Raw genomic sequence first — 20,955 nt, forward strand, 5'->3', positions numbered from 1 at the left:
CACCTGAACCAGAACCAACACCTGAACCAGAACCAACACCTGAACCAGAACCAACACCTGAACCAGAACCAACACCTGAACCAGAACCAACACCAGGCCAAAATGACAGTGACACTGATTCAAAACCTGTTGAAGAACGAGATGTGATTTTTGTTGGCACAAAACCAATTATGACTTATGTTTCTGCCACTTTGACTCAACTTTCTACTAGGGATACTGTTACTATCAAGGCTAGAGGAAAGAGAATCACTCAAGCAGTTGATGTGTCTCAAATGATTGTAAAAAGAATGGATTCTGTTGGTTATGTTGTTAGTGATGTTAGAATCTCATCTGATTCTTTAACATCCCAGGATGGAAAACAACGTAATGTTTCAACAATGGAAATTGATATCTCAAAAAACTAATTTAAAATATTTTATCATTATTGGTTCTGTTTCTTTATTTGCATTAATTCTTGTACTCAATTCTGATGACTCATGTGGCGTATCTCATATTCAAATTATTTCACAAATTAATTCGTATGAAAAAACACTTGATCCTGAATTTTGTGAAGAAATTGTAGAACGAATTGACACATTTAATGAAATATGTGAGCCAAAAATTGAAATTTTAGATTGTGGATAAATCTACTTCTTTCAAAAAATTAATTCCAAAATAAACTAACATTGCACTTAATCCAATCGTTACTATTTTGTAATTTCTGTTAGAAAGAATGTTTCTACTTTTAGATGCTAAATATGAAACTGCTCCCAACCACGCAAAATCCATCCATATGTGTAATGCAAACATGATGAGCACTCCCCCAAATGCCCAGATCAACATGGCATCTGAAATGAGTTTGAAACCAATAGTCAGCCACCAAATTAGGAAAAATGGATTTAGTGCACTAAAAGCAATACCAGCTAAAAGTGGGCCTCTAGTTGAATTACTGTTAATTGGATTGTTTTTGAAAACCGTTCTAATTTGTAATCCTGCAAAGACAAACAATGTAATGGCCCCTAAAATTGAAATTATTATTCTAAATTCAGGAAGTGCTTCAAAAGAGAAAACTCCAATTCCTAGCAAAATTACTAAAGGTAATTCCACCATTGTATGGCCAATGGCCATTTTGATTCCTGCCTGAGCCCCCTGTTTCAATCCATAAGTGATATTTGCAGCAAAAAGTGGACCTGGTGCCATCACTCCTGAGGCTGATATGTCAATTACAATTAATGCAAATTCAAAAACTTGAATCAATTATCTCATATCTGTGATATTTTGTTATGAAATAAAGCTTAGAATTATCTATACATTGTATCTTTGAGATGTTTTGATTCTTCTTCAGTTTCTTTGATTACTGCTTCAGCTTTTTCAGCCTCTTGCTGTAATGATGGAATGTTGCATGATGCTCCTGGAATTAATTGAGACATTGCAATACAAAGTTGTGCACTTGATTTGAAATCTGGACCATTTCCATCAGTATGGAAAATTATCACAATTACATCTTGACCGCTTAAACTACCTTCATTTAGAAGCATTCCTGGAATTCCAGGAACAGTGCCGTGTTCTAAAACTTTGAGTCCTGCATCCTTTACTTTTTGTCTGGCAGCATCTGTACTACCAATTCCTATCATTTCTTCATTTCCATCAGGTGATTTGATTGCAACACTGCTAACAATTAATCCAATTTTGTGTTTCTTTGCCCACTTTAGCATTGTTTTAGCTGTAATTCTATGCAATGACTGATCAAGAGTTAGATATGACAAAAAGACTCCAATTTTCAGATCTTCATTGACAAAAATTCTAGTTGGATAATTTGGTTTTCCGTCTTTTACCACACTGATTGGAGGAAAAATATCTGAATCGATAATTCCTACTTGTTCAAATTGTGATGTATGAATCATTGATTCTGTTGCAATGGCACTGCTAAATCCTACTGATGGAAATCCATCAATTAGGTATCCGTTTTCTAAATTAATTGGCTTAAGTTCTTTAATTCTAATTCTTGGATACAATATCTTAATTTCTAAATTATAGAATAATAGTTTTTATCTACTTTTTTCGGCTAATGATAATTTCTTAGCAGGCACATTTATCTTCAATGCTGCTCAGATTATCAAGATACATTCCTTCTTTCTTGTATTCTTCAACTACTGATGCTACATCTTTACTTAATTTAATGGCAATATGATTTGCAACTACGGCAAATCTCTGTTGAAATTTGTAAATAAAGCAAAAAATCATATCGTGTTGTTGTAGCAACGGACCAGTTACATATAGTCCTGGAGATTTTGTAGATTCATCATATGAGTTTAGTTGTGCTTTTCCTTCCTCCCAATCAAACAACTCTTTGATTAATGATAGACTTCCTGCAAATCCTGTTGCAAGAATTGGTTTTGTTTTTGACGGAATTTTCTTTTGTTCAGTATAAACTGTATATTCATCTTGATTCTTTTCTACTTTGATAACTCTTCCAGTATGAAATTCAATTGTGTTGTTGGCATTAGCCCTTCTAAGTCTGTCTTTTGTATATGGTGATATTGTTCTGCTAGGATCAATATCTTCACTCTCAAGCAAGTTTTCCTTGTCAATAATTAGAACACGCTTTTTTCTTTCAGCCAAATTAATTGCCGTATCCATACCACTTTCATAACCCCCAACAACTAAAAATTCATCACCCTGAACTTCATCCCAATTGGTAATCAGACTGTTATGGATACAATGCTCTGAACCTGGAAATGTATTGTCTTTTGGATATTGAAATTCACCACCAGACCAAACTAAGATTTGTGTTTCAATATTTCCTTTATCAGTATTGATGACAAATCCTTCTTTAGTTTTTGTAACTGAATCTACGTTGGTCCAAGTTTGAACAGGTAACTCAAAATGGTCAGCAAGTTTTTTGAGATAAGCTGCATACTCATGTCCACTTGGATGTTCTGTTTGAAGTGTCAAAGCTGGAGATGTATCAAAAGAGATAGCGTTAAGATCTATCATTCTAAATGTATTGCTGAAAAATGAGGGAGTAAGTAACTTCATCTGCTTTGGCCATTTTAGAAACGAACTACCTATTTCATTGCGTTCTATAACTGTAAAATTAATTCCCATCTTTTTTAGAATTATTGCAATTCCTATTCCTGATGGCCCTGCACCTACTACGACTACCTCGAACATAGGTTGTGTTTCGTGCGTAGACTATTAAAACGTTAAATAATTTTATTAACAATTAATAAGATTCCATTAAATCTTAATATACAAAAATGCCTTAGATTTCCTATGGAAGAATACGAAGCATACGATGTTAAAGCAAGAAAAAAAGTCAAGATTATTGATCCCGAAGTTGTTCAACTCAAAAACAAGCGTTGGGCACTAAAAGGCAAGAGCTCTGAAACAGGTTTGACAGTATTTCGTATGATTGGAAAAGAACAAGCAGAAAAACTAAAAAAATAACTACCGACAATGAGTGATGAAAATCAACCCTACAGTAAAACAGGCAAGTTTGTTGAAAATCTAAAAACCACACAAAATTCTACTGATGAGGATAAAGAGCTATATTCAAAATACGTCCCAAAATATATTCAAAAGAACTGGAAAAGTATATTCTCAAAACAATTGTATGGCATTGGAAAAGATATACTTCATACCAATAACCTCTTGATACAATATGGCTTTACAAAACAAAGACCCCCCGTACCTGAACAGGGAAGTAGCCAGTATTCATTTACTGATAAAAATGATCAAATACATCTGTGGGGTTTTGGAATGGTATTTGCATCAGGAAATCATGGATTATATTTATGGCGTCATGAATTTGTCCCAAAATTACTTGATATTAATTCACTTCCATCCAATGTCTGGTCTCCAGAACAGCTTCCAGAATGTACAATTCCCAAAACTCCTGATGAAACATCATTAATGTTACAACTTCTTGTGAAATCCATCAAGTGGTTAGAACGATATGAAAATTGGGTGGTTGCAACATGTGGACAATCATATCGTGATAAATCTCTACGGTCTCCAAATTCATCTAGCACATCGTCTCTTTATTTAGATCAAAAGTGGTCAGAGTTAAATGAAAAATTTGAAAAAATTCTAAAGAATTCTGAACCGGAACCCGTTGAGGATGTTATTGAAACAGAACCTGTACAACCAAATTTTGAGCAGCCTTCTGTTGTGCCAAAGAACACTTGTGGAGCCTGTGGTGAAAACTATCCTGAAGACATGAAATTCTGTCCATCTTGTAGTTGGGAAGAATTACCCTGCTAAATTCCACCAAGTTTCAAAATTTTATCTGAATGTGCTAGCAGTAATGTAAACGCAGTTACTGCAACAACCTGTTTTCCTATCATTTTAAGTGCAAATATCCATGACATTTCACGAATGACTGTCAAGAAAGTTACAATACATGGAAGCAAGGTTCCAGCAAGATAAACTGCTGTCAAAATCTGTATTGCAGAAAGTGAGTTTACTAGACTTGGTTCAGCAAGTAGCAACAAACCGTCTTTTCGAATAGATCCAAAAATTATTGCAAGTGCTGAATCCTCAGGCAGATTGAAAAATTGCATTAGAAAACCAATCTCATTTGCAAAATAATCAATAATACCTATCCAATCTATGATGGATGCAACAAATGTGATTGCAAAGAAAATCGGAAGTGCCATCTTAAAGAATTGACTAATGTTACTCTTTGATTCTCTCCAAATTGAACTAAATGAAGGCCTCTCAAAGAATACTTGACCTTCAATCACTGGCATGTTTAACTTTAAGCGATTTTCCTTTCTGCTAACTAGTCTGGTGTAAAGAATTGTAGTTCCAGTCAAATAAAGCAAGAATGGGGTTACCAACCATGGCATTCCTGCAGCAGCAAAAACCGCAATAGATGAACCAAATTGATACGAACATGCAGAGCCAAAACTAATTGCAGAAACAGTTGAACCTCTTGAACAACTCGAACAGGATCTACTACTGATGACAGCCGGTACATTACAACCAAATCCCATAACTATTCGAGTTACATCTCTTCCACTGACTCCGATTCTTTTTACTAGAGGATGGATTGCTAATGATGTTCTGTCTAACAACCCTGTAGCTTTGTAAATTCCAAGTAATACTGCGTATATTACAACTACAGGAGCTGCCCAAACAAAAAGAAATGGACCCATAGAAACGAATCCATAATCTCCTGCAAGAATATCTCTTAATGGCGATGGAAGCGTATTCAGGTATTCTATTGGTACAGTAAGGAGATTTGAAATAATTGGATGAACAAAGTCTGCAAAATAATTTGCTCCAATAACTGATAGAATAGATGGAGAAAGCAATAATGCCAATCCAATTAAAATTCCCATGTGCTCTTTTTCCAGAACTGTTGGTTTTGGTTTAATTGAAATTCCTGTATGAAATGTTTTGTTTGAAAATGTTCTTGGATTCTCTAAAGCATCAAAAATTTTACTTTTTTGAGATTCGGTAATTCTTCTTGCATCAACAGGTATTATTGGTACTTTAAGATCTTGCTCTAGATTTTCCAGTTTTGTTGCAGCATTTTTTGAATTGACTCTGTCCCAATTTGTTGCTATTATTACTCCTTTTTTGTTTTTGATTAATGGAAGAAAATATTCAAGATCATCGTCAATGTTTGTGGCACGTGCAACAAGCAATATCGTGTCGTTTCCTTGCATTGATGAAATTGCAATCTTTGTTGTTTCGCTGTCTGAGTCAAAAACAATCCCAGGTGTATCGATGAAGGTGTATTCATCTTTGTTGTAAGATTCTCTTGAAACAGTAGAACCTTTAAGATTACTACTTTCAGCATACTTTCCTGTAAGTGAGGAGATTAATTGTGATTTTCCAACTCCTTCTTTTCCAATTACTGCAAATTGAAAATATTCATTATATGTCATAAAAAAAATGTGAATTGGACCTAGCTACATGATATCTTATTGATTTGAAATATTTCAGTCATGGTGGCATACTCTTCGATTTTTTGTTGTATGTCATCAGAAGTTGTATCATCCATGCCAGAAAAACCAGCTTGGAAAGCGATTTTATTTCCAGATACGTTCACATTTGCCACCTCCATATCTGCATAGACGTTAACGATTTCATTAGCCCACTCTTGTGCTTCGTTTTGGTCCACGTTTTGGACGTCAAGATTTACTTGAATCATCTTTGTCATATGCCCACTTTTAGGCTCGCCCTATTTATCTATTATTAAAAATACCATGAGATTTGATATTTATTATTAAAAATCACTAATTTACTAATAATTCTAAGAATGGCACCTGCCGACTTGTAGAATAAACAACATTTTCTAATTTTGTGTTAACAGGAATAGTAAATTAAACAAAGTAGGATTTTCAGATCAAACTTTTGGAAGAGTTATTCCTTTTTGGTTTTGATATTTTCCTTTTCTGTCTTTGTATGTTGTTTCGGGCTCTTCGTCACTTTCAAAAAACAAGACTTGAGCCAGGCCTTCATTTGCATAAATTTTTGCCGGTAATGGGGTTGTATTTGATATCTCTAGAGTTACATGACCTTCCCATTCAGGTTCAAATGGTGTGACATTAACTATAATTCCACATCTAGCATAAGTTGATTTTCCAAGACATACAGTCATTACATTTTTTGGGATTTTGAAATATTCAACACTACGTGCAAGTGCAAATGAATTTGGAGGGACGATACACACTGGTCCTTTAAAATCAACAAAAGATTCAGAACTGAAATTTTTTGGGTCAATTATTGAATTGTTCACATTTGTAAAAATCTTAAACTCATCAGATACCCGCAAATCATATCCAAAAGACGAAACTCCATATGAAATTGCATCGTCTCTCATCTGTGCTTGTTCAAAGGGTTCTATCATCCCATTTTCTAATGCTTGTTTTTTTATCCATCTGTCATTTTTGATCATACTGTTTACTTACACCTCGACATTTTCAATAACCAATTTTTTCTATTGTACACAATACAGGACGTTCTTTACCACATTTTATGCAAATTTCAGAATGATTGCTGTTTATTTTTCCGCATGGACATTTCCAATAATCTATAGTGAAACTATGGTCCTCTTTTGTTGAGTCTAGGTTATTTTTCATTTGTAAATGCCTCTAACAATTATTTGAATTTCATTTAACAGGTATTTCGTATCTTGTTTTGATTTTTGATTCGATATGATTTTCTTTTCGAGATATTGCACGTCGACGACTAATGATAATAATAATTTAAGTGCTTATAATAATTATTATTAAGAATTATATAATACTTAATAATTGGTTGATCTATGAGTGATACCAATCAACAAGTAGAAACAGTTCGTCCTAGTGATTATCGTGTTCCAGTTACTGTAGTTACTGGATTTCTAGGTTCTGGGAAAACCACTTTACTAAATTATATTCTAACAAAAGAACATGGAAAACGAATTGCAGTAATCGAAAATGAATTTGGAGAAATTGGAATTGATAATGAGTTAGTAGTTGGTGCAGATGAAGAAATTTTTGAGATGAGTAATGGTTGTATTTGCTGCACTGTTAGAGGAGATCTTATTAGAGTTTTAGGAAACCTAATGAAAAGAAAAGACAAATTTGATTATATTTTAATTGAAACAACCGGTATGGCAGACCCATCACCAGTTGCCCAAACATTCTTTGTTGATGATGATACAAAAGATAGTTTTGATCTTGACGCAATAGTTACAGTTGTTGATGCAAAACATGTTTGGCAACATATTGATGATAGTAGTGAATGCCAAGAACAAATCGCCTTTGCAGATATTATTTTACTAAATAAAACAGACCTTGTTACACCTGCTGAGATAGACAAGTTAGAACAAAAAATCTATTCTATGAATTCATTGGTTAAAATTTACCGAACACAAAATTCTGAAGTAGAACTTGAAAAGATTCTAAATGTAAAATCATTTGATCTAAAAGGAAAATTAGAACGCAAGCCAGATTTCCTTAAGGAAGATTTACCCTTTGAATGGATTGGAAAATACAAAATTTCAAACGGTCTTTATGAGATTAATTTCAAAGAAGGACCTGACCCATCTATTAACATGGCAGTAATTCCTGTTAAGGAATCAGATGACATGGAATCAATCAAAGATATGGGTGTGAGAACATTTTCCAATAATATTGGCCCATATGCTAACGAGGATACGTTCACTCAATCCGAAAATCCAATAAAATTCACATTTCCTGAAGAGGGTTCATCAAAAATAAAATTCAAAATTGAAAATTCTGATTCAGATACATATGCAATATTTACAGAACATCTTCCTTCAGAGTATGAAATGACAATTTTAGATGGTGAACAAGTTAAAGAGCCACTAGAAACAAAGATTTATCCTCATAGTCACACTCACGACAATACCGTTTCTTCAATTGGAATAGACATTCCTGGTTCTGTTGATTACAACAAATTTAATGAGTGGTTAGGAGATCTTTTACGAACAAAAGGAACTGACATCTTCCGCTCAAAGGGAATTGTTAGCATTAAAGATAGAGATGATAGAATCATTTTCCAAGGCGTACACATGTTACTTGATGTTACATCTGATAGACAATGGGAAGAAAATGAACAGAGAATAAACAATCTTGTATTCATCGGACGAAATCTGAATCGAGAAGAAATCACAAAAGGATTTAGTTCATGTCTAATCTAAAAAATGAAGAAAAAAAATCAGATAGCATAGAACGTTGGGTTTTTGAGATATCTGATTTTGCATCTAATGTGAAATGGTCTTATGATGGAATGTTTGTAGCAGTTGCATTAGTTTCAGGACCGATTAAGATTTTTAATTCCAAAAATGGTGAAGAAAAAACTTTGGACGGTCATGAATTTGGAACCATGGAAATTAGCTGGTCTCCTGATAATTCCAAACTAGCATCTGTAGGACAAGATGGTCATGTCAAGATTTGGAATGTTAAAACCCAAAAAATTACCAAGACATTGAAAGGAGGTTCTCAGTGGGTTGAGCATGTGTCTTGGTCTCCTAATGGCGATTATATTGCATCTGCAGCAGGTAAGATTCTAAAAATTTGGAGTTCAGATGGTAATCTGTTTCAAGAATACAAGGAACATCCAAGTACTATTACTGCATTTCAATGGAATGCAAATGGTACCGAGATTGCAACTACATCTTATGGAAAAATTTTGATTTTTCTAATTGGTGTAGATGAACCTAAGACAACCTTACCTTATCCAAGCTCTTTGGTATCTTTGTCTTGGCATTCAAGTGGAAAATGGATTGTTGCTGGTACACAAGAAGGTTCACTGGGTGGTTGGGAGTTACCCCCTACGGATGATTCACATTTTGAAATAAATGGATACGAGACAAAAGTGACTCATTTATCTTGGAGTAAAAATGGAAGAAACCTTGCCTCTGCCGGAGGTAGCATGATTGTGATTTGGGATTTTTCAGGTAAGGGGCCAGAAGGAAAAGAGGCTAAAGTTCTTAGAGATGATAGAAGAATTACACAAATGTCTTACCAAAATAATGGAGATCTTTTAGTTTCTGGTACTAAGGATGGCTCGATTCTATTTTGGAGACCAACAGTTCCTGAAAAACCAAGACTTGTCTTTGAAGTGGATGGAGCAATAAGCCAATTAGAATGGTCAAAGGATGGTTCTTCTCTTGTAGTGTGCAGTGAAGATGGCAAAGTAAGAATTTGGAAATCACCTAGAGGTTAAGTGAAAAAATGATTGTTGATTTGGATCTAAAGGGAGGTCACGTAATTCTCATTGGAAGTGGTTTTGAAGGAATGTTGAAGTTAAAATCACTACTAACACAAGATTGTAAGATTTTGGTTTTCAGTGAAGAATCCAATAAAGAAATTCAGAAATATGTTAAACAAAAAAAGATTACTTTTAAGAAATTGAAAATAAAAAATTTGGATTTTTTAGAAAAATATGACCCAGTTATGATAATGGCTACAACTGAAGATAAAGAACTTAATAGAAAAATTTACGAAAAGGCAAAAGCCATGAATTGTTATGGTTATACAGTAGATGATCCATCATTCAGTGATTTTTCTCATCCATCACTTATCAACATAGAAAACTTGGTGCAAATTGCAATATCTACTAAGGGAAAAAGCCCAATAATGTCAAAAAAGATAAGAATTGAATCAGAAAAAATCTTTAAAAAAATAATAAAAAAAGAATATCTGAACTACATTCGAATTCATGAATATGCTAGGGATCTGGCTAAAACGAAAATTCAAACTGCCGATGAGCGAAGAGAATTCATGTATAGCCTGATGGATGATAAGAAACTCAATCGAAGTCTAAAAACAGGAAAACTAGCTGACGCAAAAAAGCAAATCAAAGTACTGTTTGATTTGTGGGTACAAAATTAGTTTATCTTCTTGAAATTGACATTCAAGTTTTGTATTAAATAAAAAAAGAACAAGTGGTTATCCACAAGTACAATTACAACTATTGTCATTGTTACATGAACTGCCACATGTGCAAGTACATTTACATTCGTCTGTCATGCCTTCACCTCCACTCATTTTCCTATAGTAACTATAGAAAGTTAAGTTAATAAACAGTCAAGTGTCAATAACTATAGTAGGTTAGGTTTTGTTAAGTTGCCACGAATTATAGATTTTCTACCAGAAACTTGCAAAAATGAACCAATTGATAATACTTTTAGAATTATTGGCAAAAAATTTACTATTCATATTCTACGAAACATGGTGATACTTGATCAAAACAGGTTTAACGAATTACTAAATTCAATTGAAGGGATTAACCCTAACACATTATCTGCTAGATTACGTGAAATGGAGAAAGAACGATTAATTGAAAAAAATATCACAAAAGGCAATCCTGTCAAAATCGAATACTCGTTAACCAATAAAGGAAGAGCACTTCAACCTATCTTAGAAGAGATGGCAAAATTTTCAATGAAATTTTGTTGCGATGATATTTTTAAAGACGCAAAGCCTCGTACGTTTAAACAGGTCTATGGAAACACCTTGCCAATAATTGACTAGAACAACTCAAAAATTATTTTCTTAATTTGGACAGTAATGCTGAATAAATGAAAGGCAAAATTGTTGTAACTTCTGCATGTAGTGTTGATTGTCTGGCTTTCTGAGTTACTTTACCCCAGGAAATTGCTTCTCTGACTAGTGCACCACTAAGACTTCCATCAAATTCTTGAGCAGTTGTTATGTAAAATGCATAATCCAGTCCTTCTCTGTATTGATTCCACCATAATGTGTGATGTTTTGAAATTCCTCCCCCAATCATGAATGCTCCTGATTTTTCGGCTTTGAAAATATATCCTGAAAGCAAATCTGCATCTCCTGCCATGTTTAATTTGAAATCATTATGTTTTTGTGTAAATAACCAAATCTGACTTCCAACTGCCCCATCCATTATTCCTGGAACAACTACGCTAACGTCATTTTTGTATGCCCAATAAAGAAATGAGTCCTCGCCAAGATGCTTGCCAATCATCTTACAAATTTCAGCAGTATTCATTTCTTTTACTCCATTTTGATACTCTTCTTCTAAAAATGCCTGCATCTTTTCTTCAATTAATGGACCGTAACTATCCATTGGAACTAGAACGTTTCCTAGTCTGTGGATATTTTGATCAGCTAACTCATTATCATCCATTGTAAATGCACCTTCCTTGTAATGTGAAAAATGCCTTGCAATGTCATGATCTAGTGCTCCACATGTAGTAATTGCAACATCAAACCACTTGTTTTTGATCATGTCTTTGATAATTCCTCTAAGTCCAGTTGATACTACAGCTCCTACAAATGACACAAATTTCAAACACTTTTCATCTGAAATCATTTTTGTTAAAATCTCTAATCCATCAGATAGATTGACTGATTCAAATCCTCCTGATTGGGACAACTCTTCAAATATTTTTTCAATTGGAGTGTCTGAATTGATTTGGATATCTTTTACAGGACGACCGGGATCTATCATGATCTTCTTCGTTGAATCCAACTATAAAATCCTGCCTTAAACTTTGTAATCCTCCAAGAAAACTTTAAACCCGCCCAATAACACCAAATTTCGAATGTCAGGTAGAATCAAGGTTGGTTTAGTAGGAATAGGAAATTGTTTTTCTGGTTTAATTCAAGGAATTGAATATTATCGTAAAAATCCATCACAAGAAGTAATTGGAATTATTCATGACAAGTTAGCAGGTTATGGAATTCATGACATTGACTTTGTCTGTGGATTTGATGTAGGTGAAAATAAAGTTGGAAAACCAATCAATGAAGCTATCTATGAGTATCCAAACATGGTTGACTGGATTCCAAAAGATGACATGCCAAAAACAGATGCCAAAGTCTTTGAAAGTCCAGTTTTAGATGGAGTCGGATTGTGGGTTGAAAATAGAGTCAAACCAATCAAGAGCGAAAAATCTGATGAACAAATTGCTGAAGAGGCTAAAAAAATAATCAAGGATACTGGTGCAGAAATTATTGTATCTTATTTGCCAGTAGGTTCAGACAAAGTAACCCAGTTCTGGGCACAAGTTTGTCTTGATACAAACACTGCTTTTGTTAATTGCATTCCTTCCTTTATTGCATCAGACCCAGAATGGGCCAAAAAGTTTGAAGAGAAAAACATTCCGTGTATTGGTGATGATATCAAAGGACAAGTCGGTGCTACAATTGTTCACAGAACATTAGCAAAACTTTGTAATGATAGAGGAACAAAGATTGAAAAAACATACCAAATCAATGTTGGAGGCAACACTGATTTCCTAAACATGAAAGAACAAGACCGATTGGTCTCAAAGAAAATTTCAAAGACTGAAAGTGTTCAGAGTCAACTGGATGAGAGATTAGATGATGATCAAATCTATGTCGGACCTTCTGACTTTATTCCATTTTTGGGGAATACAAAATTGATGTTTATGAGAATTGAAGGACGCCAATGGGCAAACATACCATACAATATGGAAGTTCGTCTAGATGTTGATGATAAGGCAAACTCTGCTGGTATTGTAATTGATGCAGTTAGATTGGCAAAGATTGCACTTGATAGAGGTGTAGGCGGCCCAATCAAACCTGCTAGTGCATATCTGATGAAACATCCAATTGAACAAACATCTGATGTTGCAGCAAAACAAGCTTGTGAAAAGTTTGTAGCAGGCGAATAATCACTTAAAATTATTAGAATCAGAAAATCTCTTCTTTCTGCTTTTGACTAGTTTATCTAGATTGAAATCTTTTACAATCTGATTTTCTCCTTTCAGTTTTGTTACCTTTGTGTTGACAACTTTATTTTTTTCAGACAAATCTATCATAATGCTTTGTCCTCCAAACCTTCTATTCTCTACATTTGCAGCCAGAATTGGAATTCTATTCTCCAATGCTCTTACCTGAACATACATGTGCCATGGTTCTATTCCTCGTCTAACAATTCTGCTGGGTGAGAGTAGAATCTGCGCTCCTTTTTTGGCCAAAGCGTTTGCTACCTTTGGAAAGACCATGTCATAACAAATTATGATGCCAAATTTACAGGCAGTTTTGAAGATTTTAGCCTCTTTTCCAGGCTTGACTGTGTCAATTTCATAGTCAAAAGGATGGATTTTCTTCTGATGCCCTATGATGTCTCCTTTGGGTCCAATTACTGGGGATATGATATGTGTGACATTTTTTGTGTAAAATGCACCTGGAATAATCGTCATGCCATAGTCCTTTGCTATTTTTTTGAATTGAGCAAATTCTGAATCAAAATCTGAAATAATATTGTTTTTGAGCCACTGCTCTGGCAGGCATACAATTTCGGTTTCTTTCTTGCCTAGTTTTTGCAAGATATTTGCAACCTTGGATATTCCAATTTCATTTGTAGAATAGTTTACAGTCTGAACCATTCCTATCTTTGGCATGTAATAACAAAATCAACTTCATAATTATAAGTAGGCATGAATAGTCGATCACTTTTGATTTCAGTATAACCACCACTACGAAAAATATCATAATACAACAAGAAAAATTATGCAATTATGTCAACTAAACTTGTTAACCATCGATTATCCTACATAAAGTGAAATTATTCCTATTGGTTCATGTTAAAAAAGTCGAGATCTTCGGTTTCAAATCATTTGGATTCAAAAATACTACTGTAAATTTTGAACCTGGCCTAGTATCGATCTCAGGGCCTAATGGTTCAGGAAAAAGTAACATCTTGGATGCCATTATTTTTGCAATGGGTGAAAACAAACCCAAAGTTATGAGAGTTGACAAATTACGTTCATTGATTCATGATATTGAGGGTACTAGACGCGGACCAAAAATGGCTCGTTCCAGTGTACACTTTGATAATTCTGATAGAAAAATTCCAGTTGACTCTGATATTGTAGAAATTACAAGAGAACTTGATGAGCAAGGTGATAACACATACTATCTAAACAAAAAGAAAACTAATCGAAGTCATATCCTTGATCTCCTTGATATGGCAAATGCCGGATTGGGCCAACTCAATGCTGTCCAACAAGGAACTGTGACAAGAATCTCTGAATTTACTTCTGAAGAAAAAAGAAAGACAATCGAAGATTTGATTGGTCTATCTTACTTTGATGAAAAAAAGACAGAGGCTGTAAAACAGCTAGATGAAGCTGATAGAAGATTGGAGATTGCTCTTGCAAAAATGGGAGAAATCAAGAAAAGAATTGATGAGCTTGAAGAAGAACGTAACCAAAAACTCCGTCATGATGTGCTTGAGCGTGAATTAAACAGGTACAAAGCAATTTCTGCTGCAAACAGAATGAAGGTAATTTCTGCTCAAAAATCTACTAAAGAAGGAACACTACGTGAAATTATTTCTGAAGTCACAAAATTAGATGATGAGAGAAAGACTTTGAGAACTGAAATTGAATCCTTGGAAACTGAAAAATCAAAATTAATGGCAGAGGCAAATGATTACACTCAAGCTAAAGCTGCACTTGATTCAGAAATCAGTTCTGCAATGGAACAATATGAAATTGATAACAGTGCAATTTCTGCATCTAAGAAAAGAGTTGAACAAATAGAAAATAGAATTCCTGAAATAAAATTAGAACTTGATGGAATTCACAATGCACGAAGTGATATCGATACACAAATTTTAAAAATTAAAGAATCAATTGATGAAACAAATGTAAAGAAAGATAAAATTAATGATGACATGGAAGTTGTTGATTCACAAAGAAATAAAATTCTTACAGAACAATCTGAAGCTGCAGCAAAAAAGTCAGAAATTGATAACAAAATTCAATCTCTTACTGATCAATTGAACTCTGCAAAACTAAAGTTATCAAAAATTCAACATGAAAAAGATGAATCTGAAATAAAAATCAAAACAAATTCAGAAAAGTTTACTGACATTGAAAATGATGTTGTAAAGCTAACTGGTTATAGGGATCAACTTGAATCTATGGTTAAAAATCATGATGCAACAATTGTAGAATTAAAATCAAGAATTAAAAAATTACACATACGAAAATCCAAAATTAATAATGACATGGATGAACTATCCTTAATACTAGAAAAATCAAGTAAGGCCGCAACACAATATGAATCAAAAATAAAAACTGTCAAAGGTTTCATGCATGAAGATTATACTGTTGCAAAATTAAAAGAAGATGCTGATAAACTTGGAATAGAAGGTTTAGTTTATGAAATGATTTCTTGGGATAAGAAATACGAGCGTTCTGTCCTAGCTGTTAGTTCTGATTGGATAAAGGCAATTGTCGTAAAAGACTTTGCAACATTGTTGGGAATTGCAGAAGTTGCTCGTGGTAAAAAATTACCAAAATTAAAAATCATACCTCTTGATGCAATTCCAAAATTCAAATTGGATTTGCCCAAGGAATCAGGGGTTTTAGGCGTGCTTTCTGACTATGTAAAGTGTAATGATGCCTATTCTGCACTCAAAACCTTCTTGTTTGGAAATATTGTCCTTACTGAAACTCGTGAATCAGCATATGCAGTTTCTCAAAATGGATACAAAGCAGTAACTATGGATGGTGAATATTTTGAGGCAAAAGGAGGAACTGTTGTAATTGATATTAATTCAAAGATTTCAAAACTTACAAAATTAATTTCTATGAGTGGTGATATTGATGGCTTATTCCAATCTATAGGTATTATCAAAAAATATCTTCAAAAGAAAAAATACTCTCTAAAGAAATTAGAAGATTCTATCCAGTCTTATTCTGAAAGATTATCTATATCTGAAAAATCTCTTACTTCAACTAATGAAAATTATTCTAATTTGAAATCAAGAATCACTTCAGCCCAAACCATGAAAGAGCAATTAAAACAAAGAATTTCTGAATTAAAATCTAGAAATGATTCTATTGATTCTGAAGTCTTGACAAATGAATCTCATGTAGACTCGTTAAATGAAAGAATAACAATCATGGAAGAAAATTACGCTAGCGGTGAACAGACAAGAATAGCAAATGAACTTTCAAAAATCAATCTAAAGAAAGCTAATGTTGAGAAACTCTACACTACAATTATGAACGAATTTAGAGATAAATCCGCACAATTAACAACTTTGCAAACCCAAGATAACCGAGAACAATCACAATCTAATCGTCTTCATGATGAAGAAAACTCACTAAATTCTGAAAAACAGGAACTGCAAACAAAAATTCAAGAGCTAGAAACACAAAAAGAATCTAAAAATGAAGTTTTGGTTCAATTAAGAGAAAAAGAACAAGAACTCATTGAAACATCTGGTTCTTCTATTGGACAACTAAAAGAATTTGATGACAAATTAAAAACATTGACTGATCAAGACCGTGACCTTACTAAACAAATTAACACGCTAGAAAGGCAATCTGATTCTCTTAATCGTGATTTGAAAGATTTGATAGAAAATGAGGCTAAATTACAGCAAATTTTGACGGCATTTGGATTTGACAAAGATATGGAAACCTTTGATGTTGATGGAATTGTTCAGGAATTAACTGCAGAACTAAATTCGCTTAATGCACTAAATGCAAAAGCTCCTGAAACATATCTTGAGGTATCTCATGGATACCGTTCAATGTCAACCAGGAAAAATTCACTTGAAGAAGAAAGAAATTCTATTGTTAAATTCATTGAAGATATCGAAAAAGACAAACGTCAAACATTCTTGGACGCATTTGATAAAGTTGACAAAGAGATCCGATTAATCTTCAACAAGATGACTGGTGGAAATGCTTGGTTAGAATTACAAAATGAAGATGATATTTTCAATTCTGGAATATCTTATTTAATACAGTTCCCAAACAAACCGAAAAGAGAATCTACCTCAATTAGTGGTGGTGAAAAAACACTAGCTGCAATTGTCTTTGTACTTGCACTTCAAAAATTAAAACCATCTCCATTTTACTTGTTTGATGAAGTTGATGCACACCTTGATGCTCCAAACTCTGAAAGACTATCTAACATTCTAGAAGAAAGATCAAAAGAAAGTCAATTCATTATGGTTTCATTAAAAGACTCTGTAGTTCAAAAAGCCAAATTGATTTATGGTGTCTTCCCAAAAAATGGTGTCTCAAATGTTGTGACATACAAAGATAAGCGAATGCCTTCAGTCAAAACAAGCTAGTCTAGTTTAACATAACATGCAGTATGATGCATATTTTCAATTTCTTCTAACTCTGGTTCTGTATCACACTTTTCAATTGCATAAGGGCATCTTGCTTTGAATCTGCATCCTCCTAAATCTTTGATTTCTGTAGGCTCTAGAATTCGAATTTTCTTTTCTTTATGGAGATTTTCAGGATTTGGTTCTGAAATAGCATCAATTAGTGCCTGTGTGTATGGGTGTTTTGGAGATAGTAGTACATCATCAATTGGTCCCATCTCGACAATTTTTCCTAAATACAAGATTGCAATTTTTTGCCCAAAATATCTGGCTGTTGCCAAATCATGTGTGATATAGATAAATGATATTTCGTATTTTTCTTGCAATTCGTGCATTAATTCTAGCATTTCAGCTCTAATGGATACATCTAACATTGAAACTGGTTCATCTGCAAGAATTACTTTTGGTTTTAGTGCTAGTGCTCTAGCTAAAACTACTCTTTGTCTTTGTCCACCAGATAGCATATGTGGATATTTCTTTATGATTTGATCAGCTGGTTCTAGTTTTACTTCTTGCAATACTTCGATGACTCTTTTCTTTCTTGCATCTTTGTCTCCTACATTGTGAATTTCTAATGGCTCAACTACAATGTCTCCTATTTTCATTCTAGGATTGATGGAATCATATGGATCTTGATGAATCATTTGGCAATTCATTCGAATGTATTCTAAATTCTGTTTATTTTTACTGATTTCCTTTCCTTCAAAAAATATTTTTCCAGAATCTGATGGAATTGATTTTAAGATTAATTTTGCAATGGTTGATTTTCCAGAGCCTGATTCTCCTGCAAGAACAAATACTTCGCCCTTGTTTAATGAAAATGAAACATCATCGGTTGCTTTAATGGTGGATTCTGTTCCAAACATCCCTTTTTTAACAAAATATTTTTTCAAATGTTCAATCTTTAGAATTTCATCCACAAGTGACTCTTGTAAGAAGAACTATATCAAGAAATATGATTTATGCGTGATTAATTGGGATAAAGCATTTATGTAAACTAGATTTGATCTTAATACTTTGAATGACTCTGTTCAGAAAAATCAAGATTACAAAAAATTTGTAGTTGACAATAGGCTTCAATATTTCAAGCCTCATGCAACTAAAATTGAAAAATCCTTTGCTGAAGAGGTATATTCCAGCCTGAATAGAAATTCAAAATTCATTCATCCAAAATTTTTCTATGATAAGAAAGGTTCTGAATTATTTGAGCAAATTTGCTCTCTTCCTGAATATTATCCTACTAGAACAGAGGAATCGATTCTCAGAAAACTCCAATCTCAGTTGTCAGAATTTTTAGACGACGAATACCGTTTAGTGGAATTGGGTAGTGGTTCTGCAGTGAAAACAAGATTATTGCTTGATGTATTTTCTAAACTACAAGATAGAGTTGAATACTTTCCAATTGATATCTCTGAAATCCTTGCAGAAAGTTCTGAACAATTACTTCAGAATTACAAAAATCTTACAATAACTGGCATAATCGATACTTATGAAGGTGGATTAGAATTTCTAAAAACTTACGATGCTAAGAAAAATCTGATAATTTTTCTTGGTTCTAGTTTTGGCAACTTTTCACCTGTTGACGGCTACAAATTCTTAGAAACTGTTTACTCTACAATGAAAACTGGTGATTTATTTTTAATTGGACTAGATTTGGTAAAAGATACCACAATTTTGGAATCTGCATATGATGATTCACAGGGAATTACTGCTAAATTCAATCTTAATGTTTTATCTAGAATTAATGATGAGCTTGATGCTGATTTTAATTTGAAAAACTTTGAGCACCACTCATTGTATAACGAAAATGATCAAAGAATTGAAATGTATTTGAAATCATTATCTGAACAATCTGTTGTTATTTCAAAATCTAATCTTGTTCTAAAATTAAAACAAGATGAATTAATTCACACTGAATATTCTCACAAGTATCGCTTATCTCAAATTCATGATTTACTTGATGATGTTGGTTTTGAGTTGAAACATACTTGGCTAGATGACAAAAAGCATTTTTCATTAACTTTGGTTTCAAAAAATTAATTATTTTCAGCACATCTAAAGCCTGAAAATAGCCATCTTTCATCTAATCTGAAGAAATTCCTGTAACTTCCCCTGATTGACATTTCAGGTGTTCCAAATGAGCCTCCTCTGAGAACTTTTTGATTGGTAAACCACTTGTCATTATATTCATCAAATCCAGATTTGTATCCTGGGTATCCTGTAAATTCTGATGATGTCCATTCCCAAACATCTCCAATCATTTGTTGACATCCTGATGGACTTGTACTATTTGGATATGCTCCAATTTCTGAACATCCCCACTGATATGATTCTAAAAGATTACATCTTTCAGAGGTTGGCTCATCATTTCCCCACGGAAAAATTGTTTTTTCTTGTTTTTCTTCATTCCAACATGCAGCTTTTTCCCATTCTGCTTCTGTTGGGAGTCTTTTACCTGCCCATTTACAATAAGCATCTGCTTCATAGAAACTAACATGGCATACCGGTTCATTTGGATTGATTTTTCTAATTCCTAAAAAGTCTCTAACGTGCCATTCTCCGTTAATTTTCTCCCAGTACATTGGTGCTTTCCAGCTGTTGGCTTTTACCTTCTCCCAACCATCTGATAACCAATACTTGTATGTCTCATATCCGCCATCTTCAATAAATTCTAGATATTGCTCATTTGTTACAGGATAGACATCTAATTTGTAATCATTAAGATACACTTTGTGTTCTGGCAGTTCAATATCATAACAATAATCTTCTCCGTTGTATCCCATAGTGTAAAGACCTCCATTGATTTCTACTGATCTTTTTTGAATTGTCTCTTGTTTTCTGATTTGATTTTTTCTTACGGGATTGTATTGTTCTGCAAGTAAATGTTGTAGATCATAAACTAGTAACTCTTGATGTTGGCATTCATGATGAAATCCCATTGTAATTAATCTAATTGCATCTTTTGAGAGTTCTTGACTTTCAATGAATTTTTCTACTCTTTGATTAATTGTGTTGAAATATTGAAAAATTTGATCAACTGTTGGGCGTGATGTGACTCCTCTGAGACCCTTATCGTGCGGAACTCCAAATTGTTGATAGTATGAATTAAGATATTCTGAAAATTCTTTAGAATAGAATTCATAATTTTTATCTAATTTACTCATTATTGCTTCGTAAATCCAACTGACATGGCCAATATGCCACTTTGGTGGACTCATGAAAAAGGCTGTTTGAACAACAAAATCATCTTTTTCTAATGTTTTTACTAATTCTAAAGTCCTGTTTCTTGTTTCTCTAAATAATTCTACAAGCGGTTTTCTTTGCTCTAATTCAGGATTCGTGGTCAATACTCAAAATTGA

Annotated in this window: 20 protein-coding genes and 1 pseudogene; 11 read left to right on the forward strand and 10 right to left on the reverse strand. The window is 33.5% G+C overall.

Annotation, left to right across the window (positions count from 1 at the left end; genetic code table 11):
• Both Q0941_RS05810 and Q0941_RS05815 read left to right on the forward strand, forming a co-directional pair.
• Nucleotides 1-404: pseudogene (locus Q0941_RS05810) on the forward strand (DNA-binding protein); the annotation flags it as partial.
• The gene (locus Q0941_RS05815) at nucleotides 367-624 is read left to right on the forward strand and encodes a hypothetical protein (protein WP_299292159.1); all 258 of its coding nucleotides are present in this window, start codon (nucleotides 367-369) and stop codon (nucleotides 622-624) included. The pseudogene Q0941_RS05810 and the gene Q0941_RS05815, both read left to right, overlap by 38 nt.
• Here the strand turns inward: Q0941_RS05815 and Q0941_RS05820 are convergent.
• The 3 genes from Q0941_RS05820 to Q0941_RS05830 all read right to left on the reverse strand — a co-directional run bounded on the left by Q0941_RS05820 (nucleotide 610) and on the right by Q0941_RS05830 (nucleotide 3,153).
• Nucleotides 610-1,236 (reverse strand): LysE family transporter, encoded by a 627-nt coding sequence (locus tag Q0941_RS05820; RefSeq protein ID WP_299292160.1) that lies wholly within the window; start codon nucleotides 1,234-1,236, stop codon nucleotides 610-612. The two genes, Q0941_RS05815 and Q0941_RS05820, sit on opposite strands and share 15 nt — an antisense overlap.
• 44 nt (nucleotides 1,237-1,280) lie before the next feature.
• Nucleotides 1,281-1,994: a PAC2 family protein gene (locus tag Q0941_RS05825; protein WP_299292161.1), complete on the reverse strand. Its 714-nt coding sequence runs from the start codon at nucleotides 1,992-1,994 to the stop codon at nucleotides 1,281-1,283.
• Nucleotides 1,995-2,058: 64 nt separating this feature from the next.
• On the reverse strand, nucleotides 2,059-3,153 hold the full coding sequence (locus tag Q0941_RS05830; RefSeq protein WP_299292162.1) for an NAD(P)/FAD-dependent oxidoreductase: 1,095 nt from the start codon (nucleotides 3,151-3,153) through the stop codon (nucleotides 2,059-2,061).
• A gap of 102 nt (nucleotides 3,154-3,255) precedes the next feature.
• Here Q0941_RS05830 and Q0941_RS05835 point away from each other — a divergent pair, with 102 nt between their 5' ends.
• On the forward strand, nucleotides 3,256-3,429 hold the full coding sequence (locus Q0941_RS05835) for a hypothetical protein (RefSeq protein WP_299292163.1): 174 nt from the start codon (nucleotides 3,256-3,258) through the stop codon (nucleotides 3,427-3,429).
• A gap of 9 nt (nucleotides 3,430-3,438) precedes the next feature.
• The gene (locus tag Q0941_RS05840; protein ID WP_299292164.1) at nucleotides 3,439-4,245 is read left to right on the forward strand and encodes a hypothetical protein; all 807 of its coding nucleotides are present in this window, start codon (nucleotides 3,439-3,441) and stop codon (nucleotides 4,243-4,245) included.
• On the opposite strand, the gene Q0941_RS05845 is transcribed toward Q0941_RS05840, so the two are convergent.
• The 3 genes from Q0941_RS05845 to dcd all read right to left on the reverse strand — a co-directional run bounded on the left by Q0941_RS05845 (nucleotide 4,242) and on the right by dcd (nucleotide 6,892).
• The gene (locus Q0941_RS05845; RefSeq protein WP_299292165.1) at nucleotides 4,242-5,879 is read right to left on the reverse strand and encodes a FeoB small GTPase domain-containing protein; all 1,638 of its coding nucleotides are present in this window, start codon (nucleotides 5,877-5,879) and stop codon (nucleotides 4,242-4,244) included. The two genes, Q0941_RS05840 and Q0941_RS05845, sit on opposite strands and share 4 nt — an antisense overlap.
• A gap of 20 nt (nucleotides 5,880-5,899) precedes the next feature.
• Nucleotides 5,900-6,154 (reverse strand): hypothetical protein, encoded by a 255-nt coding sequence (locus Q0941_RS05850; protein ID WP_299292166.1) that lies wholly within the window; start codon nucleotides 6,152-6,154, stop codon nucleotides 5,900-5,902.
• 186 nt (nucleotides 6,155-6,340) lie between these two features.
• Entirely contained in the window at nucleotides 6,341-6,892 is a 552-nt protein-coding gene (gene dcd, locus Q0941_RS05855) for a dCTP deaminase (protein ID WP_299292167.1), read from the reverse strand.
• Nucleotides 6,893-7,261: 369 nt separating this feature from the next.
• Here dcd and Q0941_RS05860 point away from each other — a divergent pair, with 369 nt between their 5' ends.
• From Q0941_RS05860 to Q0941_RS05875, 4 genes are all read left to right on the forward strand, one after another.
• The gene (locus Q0941_RS05860) at nucleotides 7,262-8,644 is read left to right on the forward strand and encodes a GTP-binding protein (protein ID WP_299292168.1); all 1,383 of its coding nucleotides are present in this window, start codon (nucleotides 7,262-7,264) and stop codon (nucleotides 8,642-8,644) included.
• Complete coding sequence (locus tag Q0941_RS05865) at nucleotides 8,632-9,672, forward strand: WD40 repeat domain-containing protein (protein ID WP_299292169.1); 1,041 nt, start codon at nucleotides 8,632-8,634, stop codon at nucleotides 9,670-9,672. The genes Q0941_RS05860 and Q0941_RS05865 overlap by 13 nt, the downstream gene beginning before the upstream one ends.
• An 8-nt stretch (nucleotides 9,673-9,680) precedes the next feature.
• A complete protein-coding gene (locus Q0941_RS05870; RefSeq protein ID WP_299292170.1) occupies nucleotides 9,681-10,340 on the forward strand; it encodes a bifunctional precorrin-2 dehydrogenase/sirohydrochlorin ferrochelatase in 660 nt (219 codons plus the stop codon).
• 234 nt (nucleotides 10,341-10,574) lie between these two features.
• A complete protein-coding gene (locus Q0941_RS05875) occupies nucleotides 10,575-10,982 on the forward strand; it encodes a helix-turn-helix domain-containing protein (protein ID WP_299292171.1) in 408 nt (135 codons plus the stop codon).
• A 13-nt stretch (nucleotides 10,983-10,995) separates the two neighbouring features.
• Here the strand turns inward: Q0941_RS05875 and Q0941_RS05880 are convergent, their stop codons facing one another.
• Nucleotides 10,996-11,937, reverse strand: coding sequence for a deoxyhypusine synthase (locus Q0941_RS05880; protein WP_299292172.1), 942 nt, complete (start codon nucleotides 11,935-11,937; stop codon nucleotides 10,996-10,998).
• A 94-nt stretch (nucleotides 11,938-12,031) separates the two neighbouring features.
• Between Q0941_RS05880 and Q0941_RS05885 the strand changes: the two genes are divergently transcribed.
• Nucleotides 12,032-13,126: an inositol-3-phosphate synthase gene (locus Q0941_RS05885; protein WP_299292173.1), complete on the forward strand. Its 1,095-nt coding sequence runs from the start codon at nucleotides 12,032-12,034 to the stop codon at nucleotides 13,124-13,126.
• Here the strand turns inward: Q0941_RS05885 and Q0941_RS05890 are convergent, their stop codons facing one another.
• Complete coding sequence (locus Q0941_RS05890; RefSeq protein ID WP_299292174.1) at nucleotides 13,127-13,858, reverse strand: carbon-nitrogen hydrolase family protein; 732 nt, start codon at nucleotides 13,856-13,858, stop codon at nucleotides 13,127-13,129.
• A gap of 173 nt (nucleotides 13,859-14,031) precedes the next feature.
• Between Q0941_RS05890 and Q0941_RS05895 the strand changes: the two genes are divergently transcribed.
• Nucleotides 14,032-17,556: a chromosome segregation SMC family protein gene (locus tag Q0941_RS05895; RefSeq protein ID WP_299292175.1), complete on the forward strand. Its 3,525-nt coding sequence runs from the start codon at nucleotides 14,032-14,034 to the stop codon at nucleotides 17,554-17,556.
• Here the strand turns inward: Q0941_RS05895 and Q0941_RS05900 are convergent.
• A complete protein-coding gene (locus Q0941_RS05900) occupies nucleotides 17,553-18,515 on the reverse strand; it encodes an ABC transporter ATP-binding protein (protein ID WP_299292176.1) in 963 nt (320 codons plus the stop codon). The genes Q0941_RS05895 and Q0941_RS05900 overlap by 4 nt on opposite strands.
• A 97-nt stretch (nucleotides 18,516-18,612) precedes the next feature.
• Here Q0941_RS05900 and egtD point away from each other — a divergent pair, with 97 nt between their 5' ends.
• Nucleotides 18,613-19,635, forward strand: a complete 1,023-nt coding sequence (gene egtD, locus Q0941_RS05905; protein ID WP_299292177.1) for an L-histidine N(alpha)-methyltransferase — start codon at nucleotides 18,613-18,615, stop codon at nucleotides 19,633-19,635.
• On the opposite strand, the gene egtB is transcribed toward egtD, so the two are convergent.
• Entirely contained in the window at nucleotides 19,632-20,942 is a 1,311-nt protein-coding gene (egtB, locus tag Q0941_RS05910; RefSeq protein WP_299292178.1) for an ergothioneine biosynthesis protein EgtB, read from the reverse strand. The genes egtD and egtB overlap by 4 nt on opposite strands.
• Nucleotides 20,943-20,955: the final 13 nt, after the last annotated feature.

It is taken from the genome of Candidatus Nitrosopumilus sp. (assembly GCF_028278985.1).
In the GTDB taxonomy this organism is placed as follows: domain Archaea; phylum Thermoproteota; class Nitrososphaeria; order Nitrososphaerales; family Nitrosopumilaceae; genus Nitrosopumilus.

What these genes read in the sequence shown, in the direction of transcription:
- Q0941_RS05815 (WP_299292159.1), top strand. Translation starts at nt 367, where the DNA reads ATGTTTCAACAATGGAAATTGATATCTCAAAAAACTAATTTAAAATAT.
- Q0941_RS05830 (WP_299292162.1), bottom strand. Translation starts at nt 3,153, where the DNA reads ATGTTCGAGGTAGTCGTAGTAGGTGCAGGGCCATCAGGAATAGGAATT.
- Q0941_RS05835 (WP_299292163.1), top strand. Translation starts at nt 3,256, where the DNA reads ATGGAAGAATACGAAGCATACGATGTTAAAGCAAGAAAAAAAGTCAAG.
- Q0941_RS05840 (WP_299292164.1), top strand. Translation starts at nt 3,439, where the DNA reads ATGAGTGATGAAAATCAACCCTACAGTAAAACAGGCAAGTTTGTTGAA.
- Q0941_RS05845 (WP_299292165.1), bottom strand. Translation starts at nt 5,879, where the DNA reads ATGACATATAATGAATATTTTCAATTTGCAGTAATTGGAAAAGAAGGA.
- Q0941_RS05850 (WP_299292166.1), bottom strand. Translation starts at nt 6,154, where the DNA reads ATGACAAAGATGATTCAAGTAAATCTTGACGTCCAAAACGTGGACCAA.
- dcd (WP_299292167.1), bottom strand. Translation starts at nt 6,892, where the DNA reads ATGATCAAAAATGACAGATGGATAAAAAAACAAGCATTAGAAAATGGG.
- Q0941_RS05860 (WP_299292168.1), top strand. Translation starts at nt 7,262, where the DNA reads ATGAGTGATACCAATCAACAAGTAGAAACAGTTCGTCCTAGTGATTAT.
- Q0941_RS05865 (WP_299292169.1), top strand. Translation starts at nt 8,632, where the DNA reads ATGTCTAATCTAAAAAATGAAGAAAAAAAATCAGATAGCATAGAACGT.
- Q0941_RS05870 (WP_299292170.1), top strand. Translation starts at nt 9,681, where the DNA reads ATGATTGTTGATTTGGATCTAAAGGGAGGTCACGTAATTCTCATTGGA.
- Q0941_RS05880 (WP_299292172.1), bottom strand. Translation starts at nt 11,937, where the DNA reads ATGATAGATCCCGGTCGTCCTGTAAAAGATATCCAAATCAATTCAGAC.
- Q0941_RS05885 (WP_299292173.1), top strand. Translation starts at nt 12,032, where the DNA reads ATGTCAGGTAGAATCAAGGTTGGTTTAGTAGGAATAGGAAATTGTTTT.
- Q0941_RS05890 (WP_299292174.1), bottom strand. Translation starts at nt 13,858, where the DNA reads ATGCCAAAGATAGGAATGGTTCAGACTGTAAACTATTCTACAAATGAA.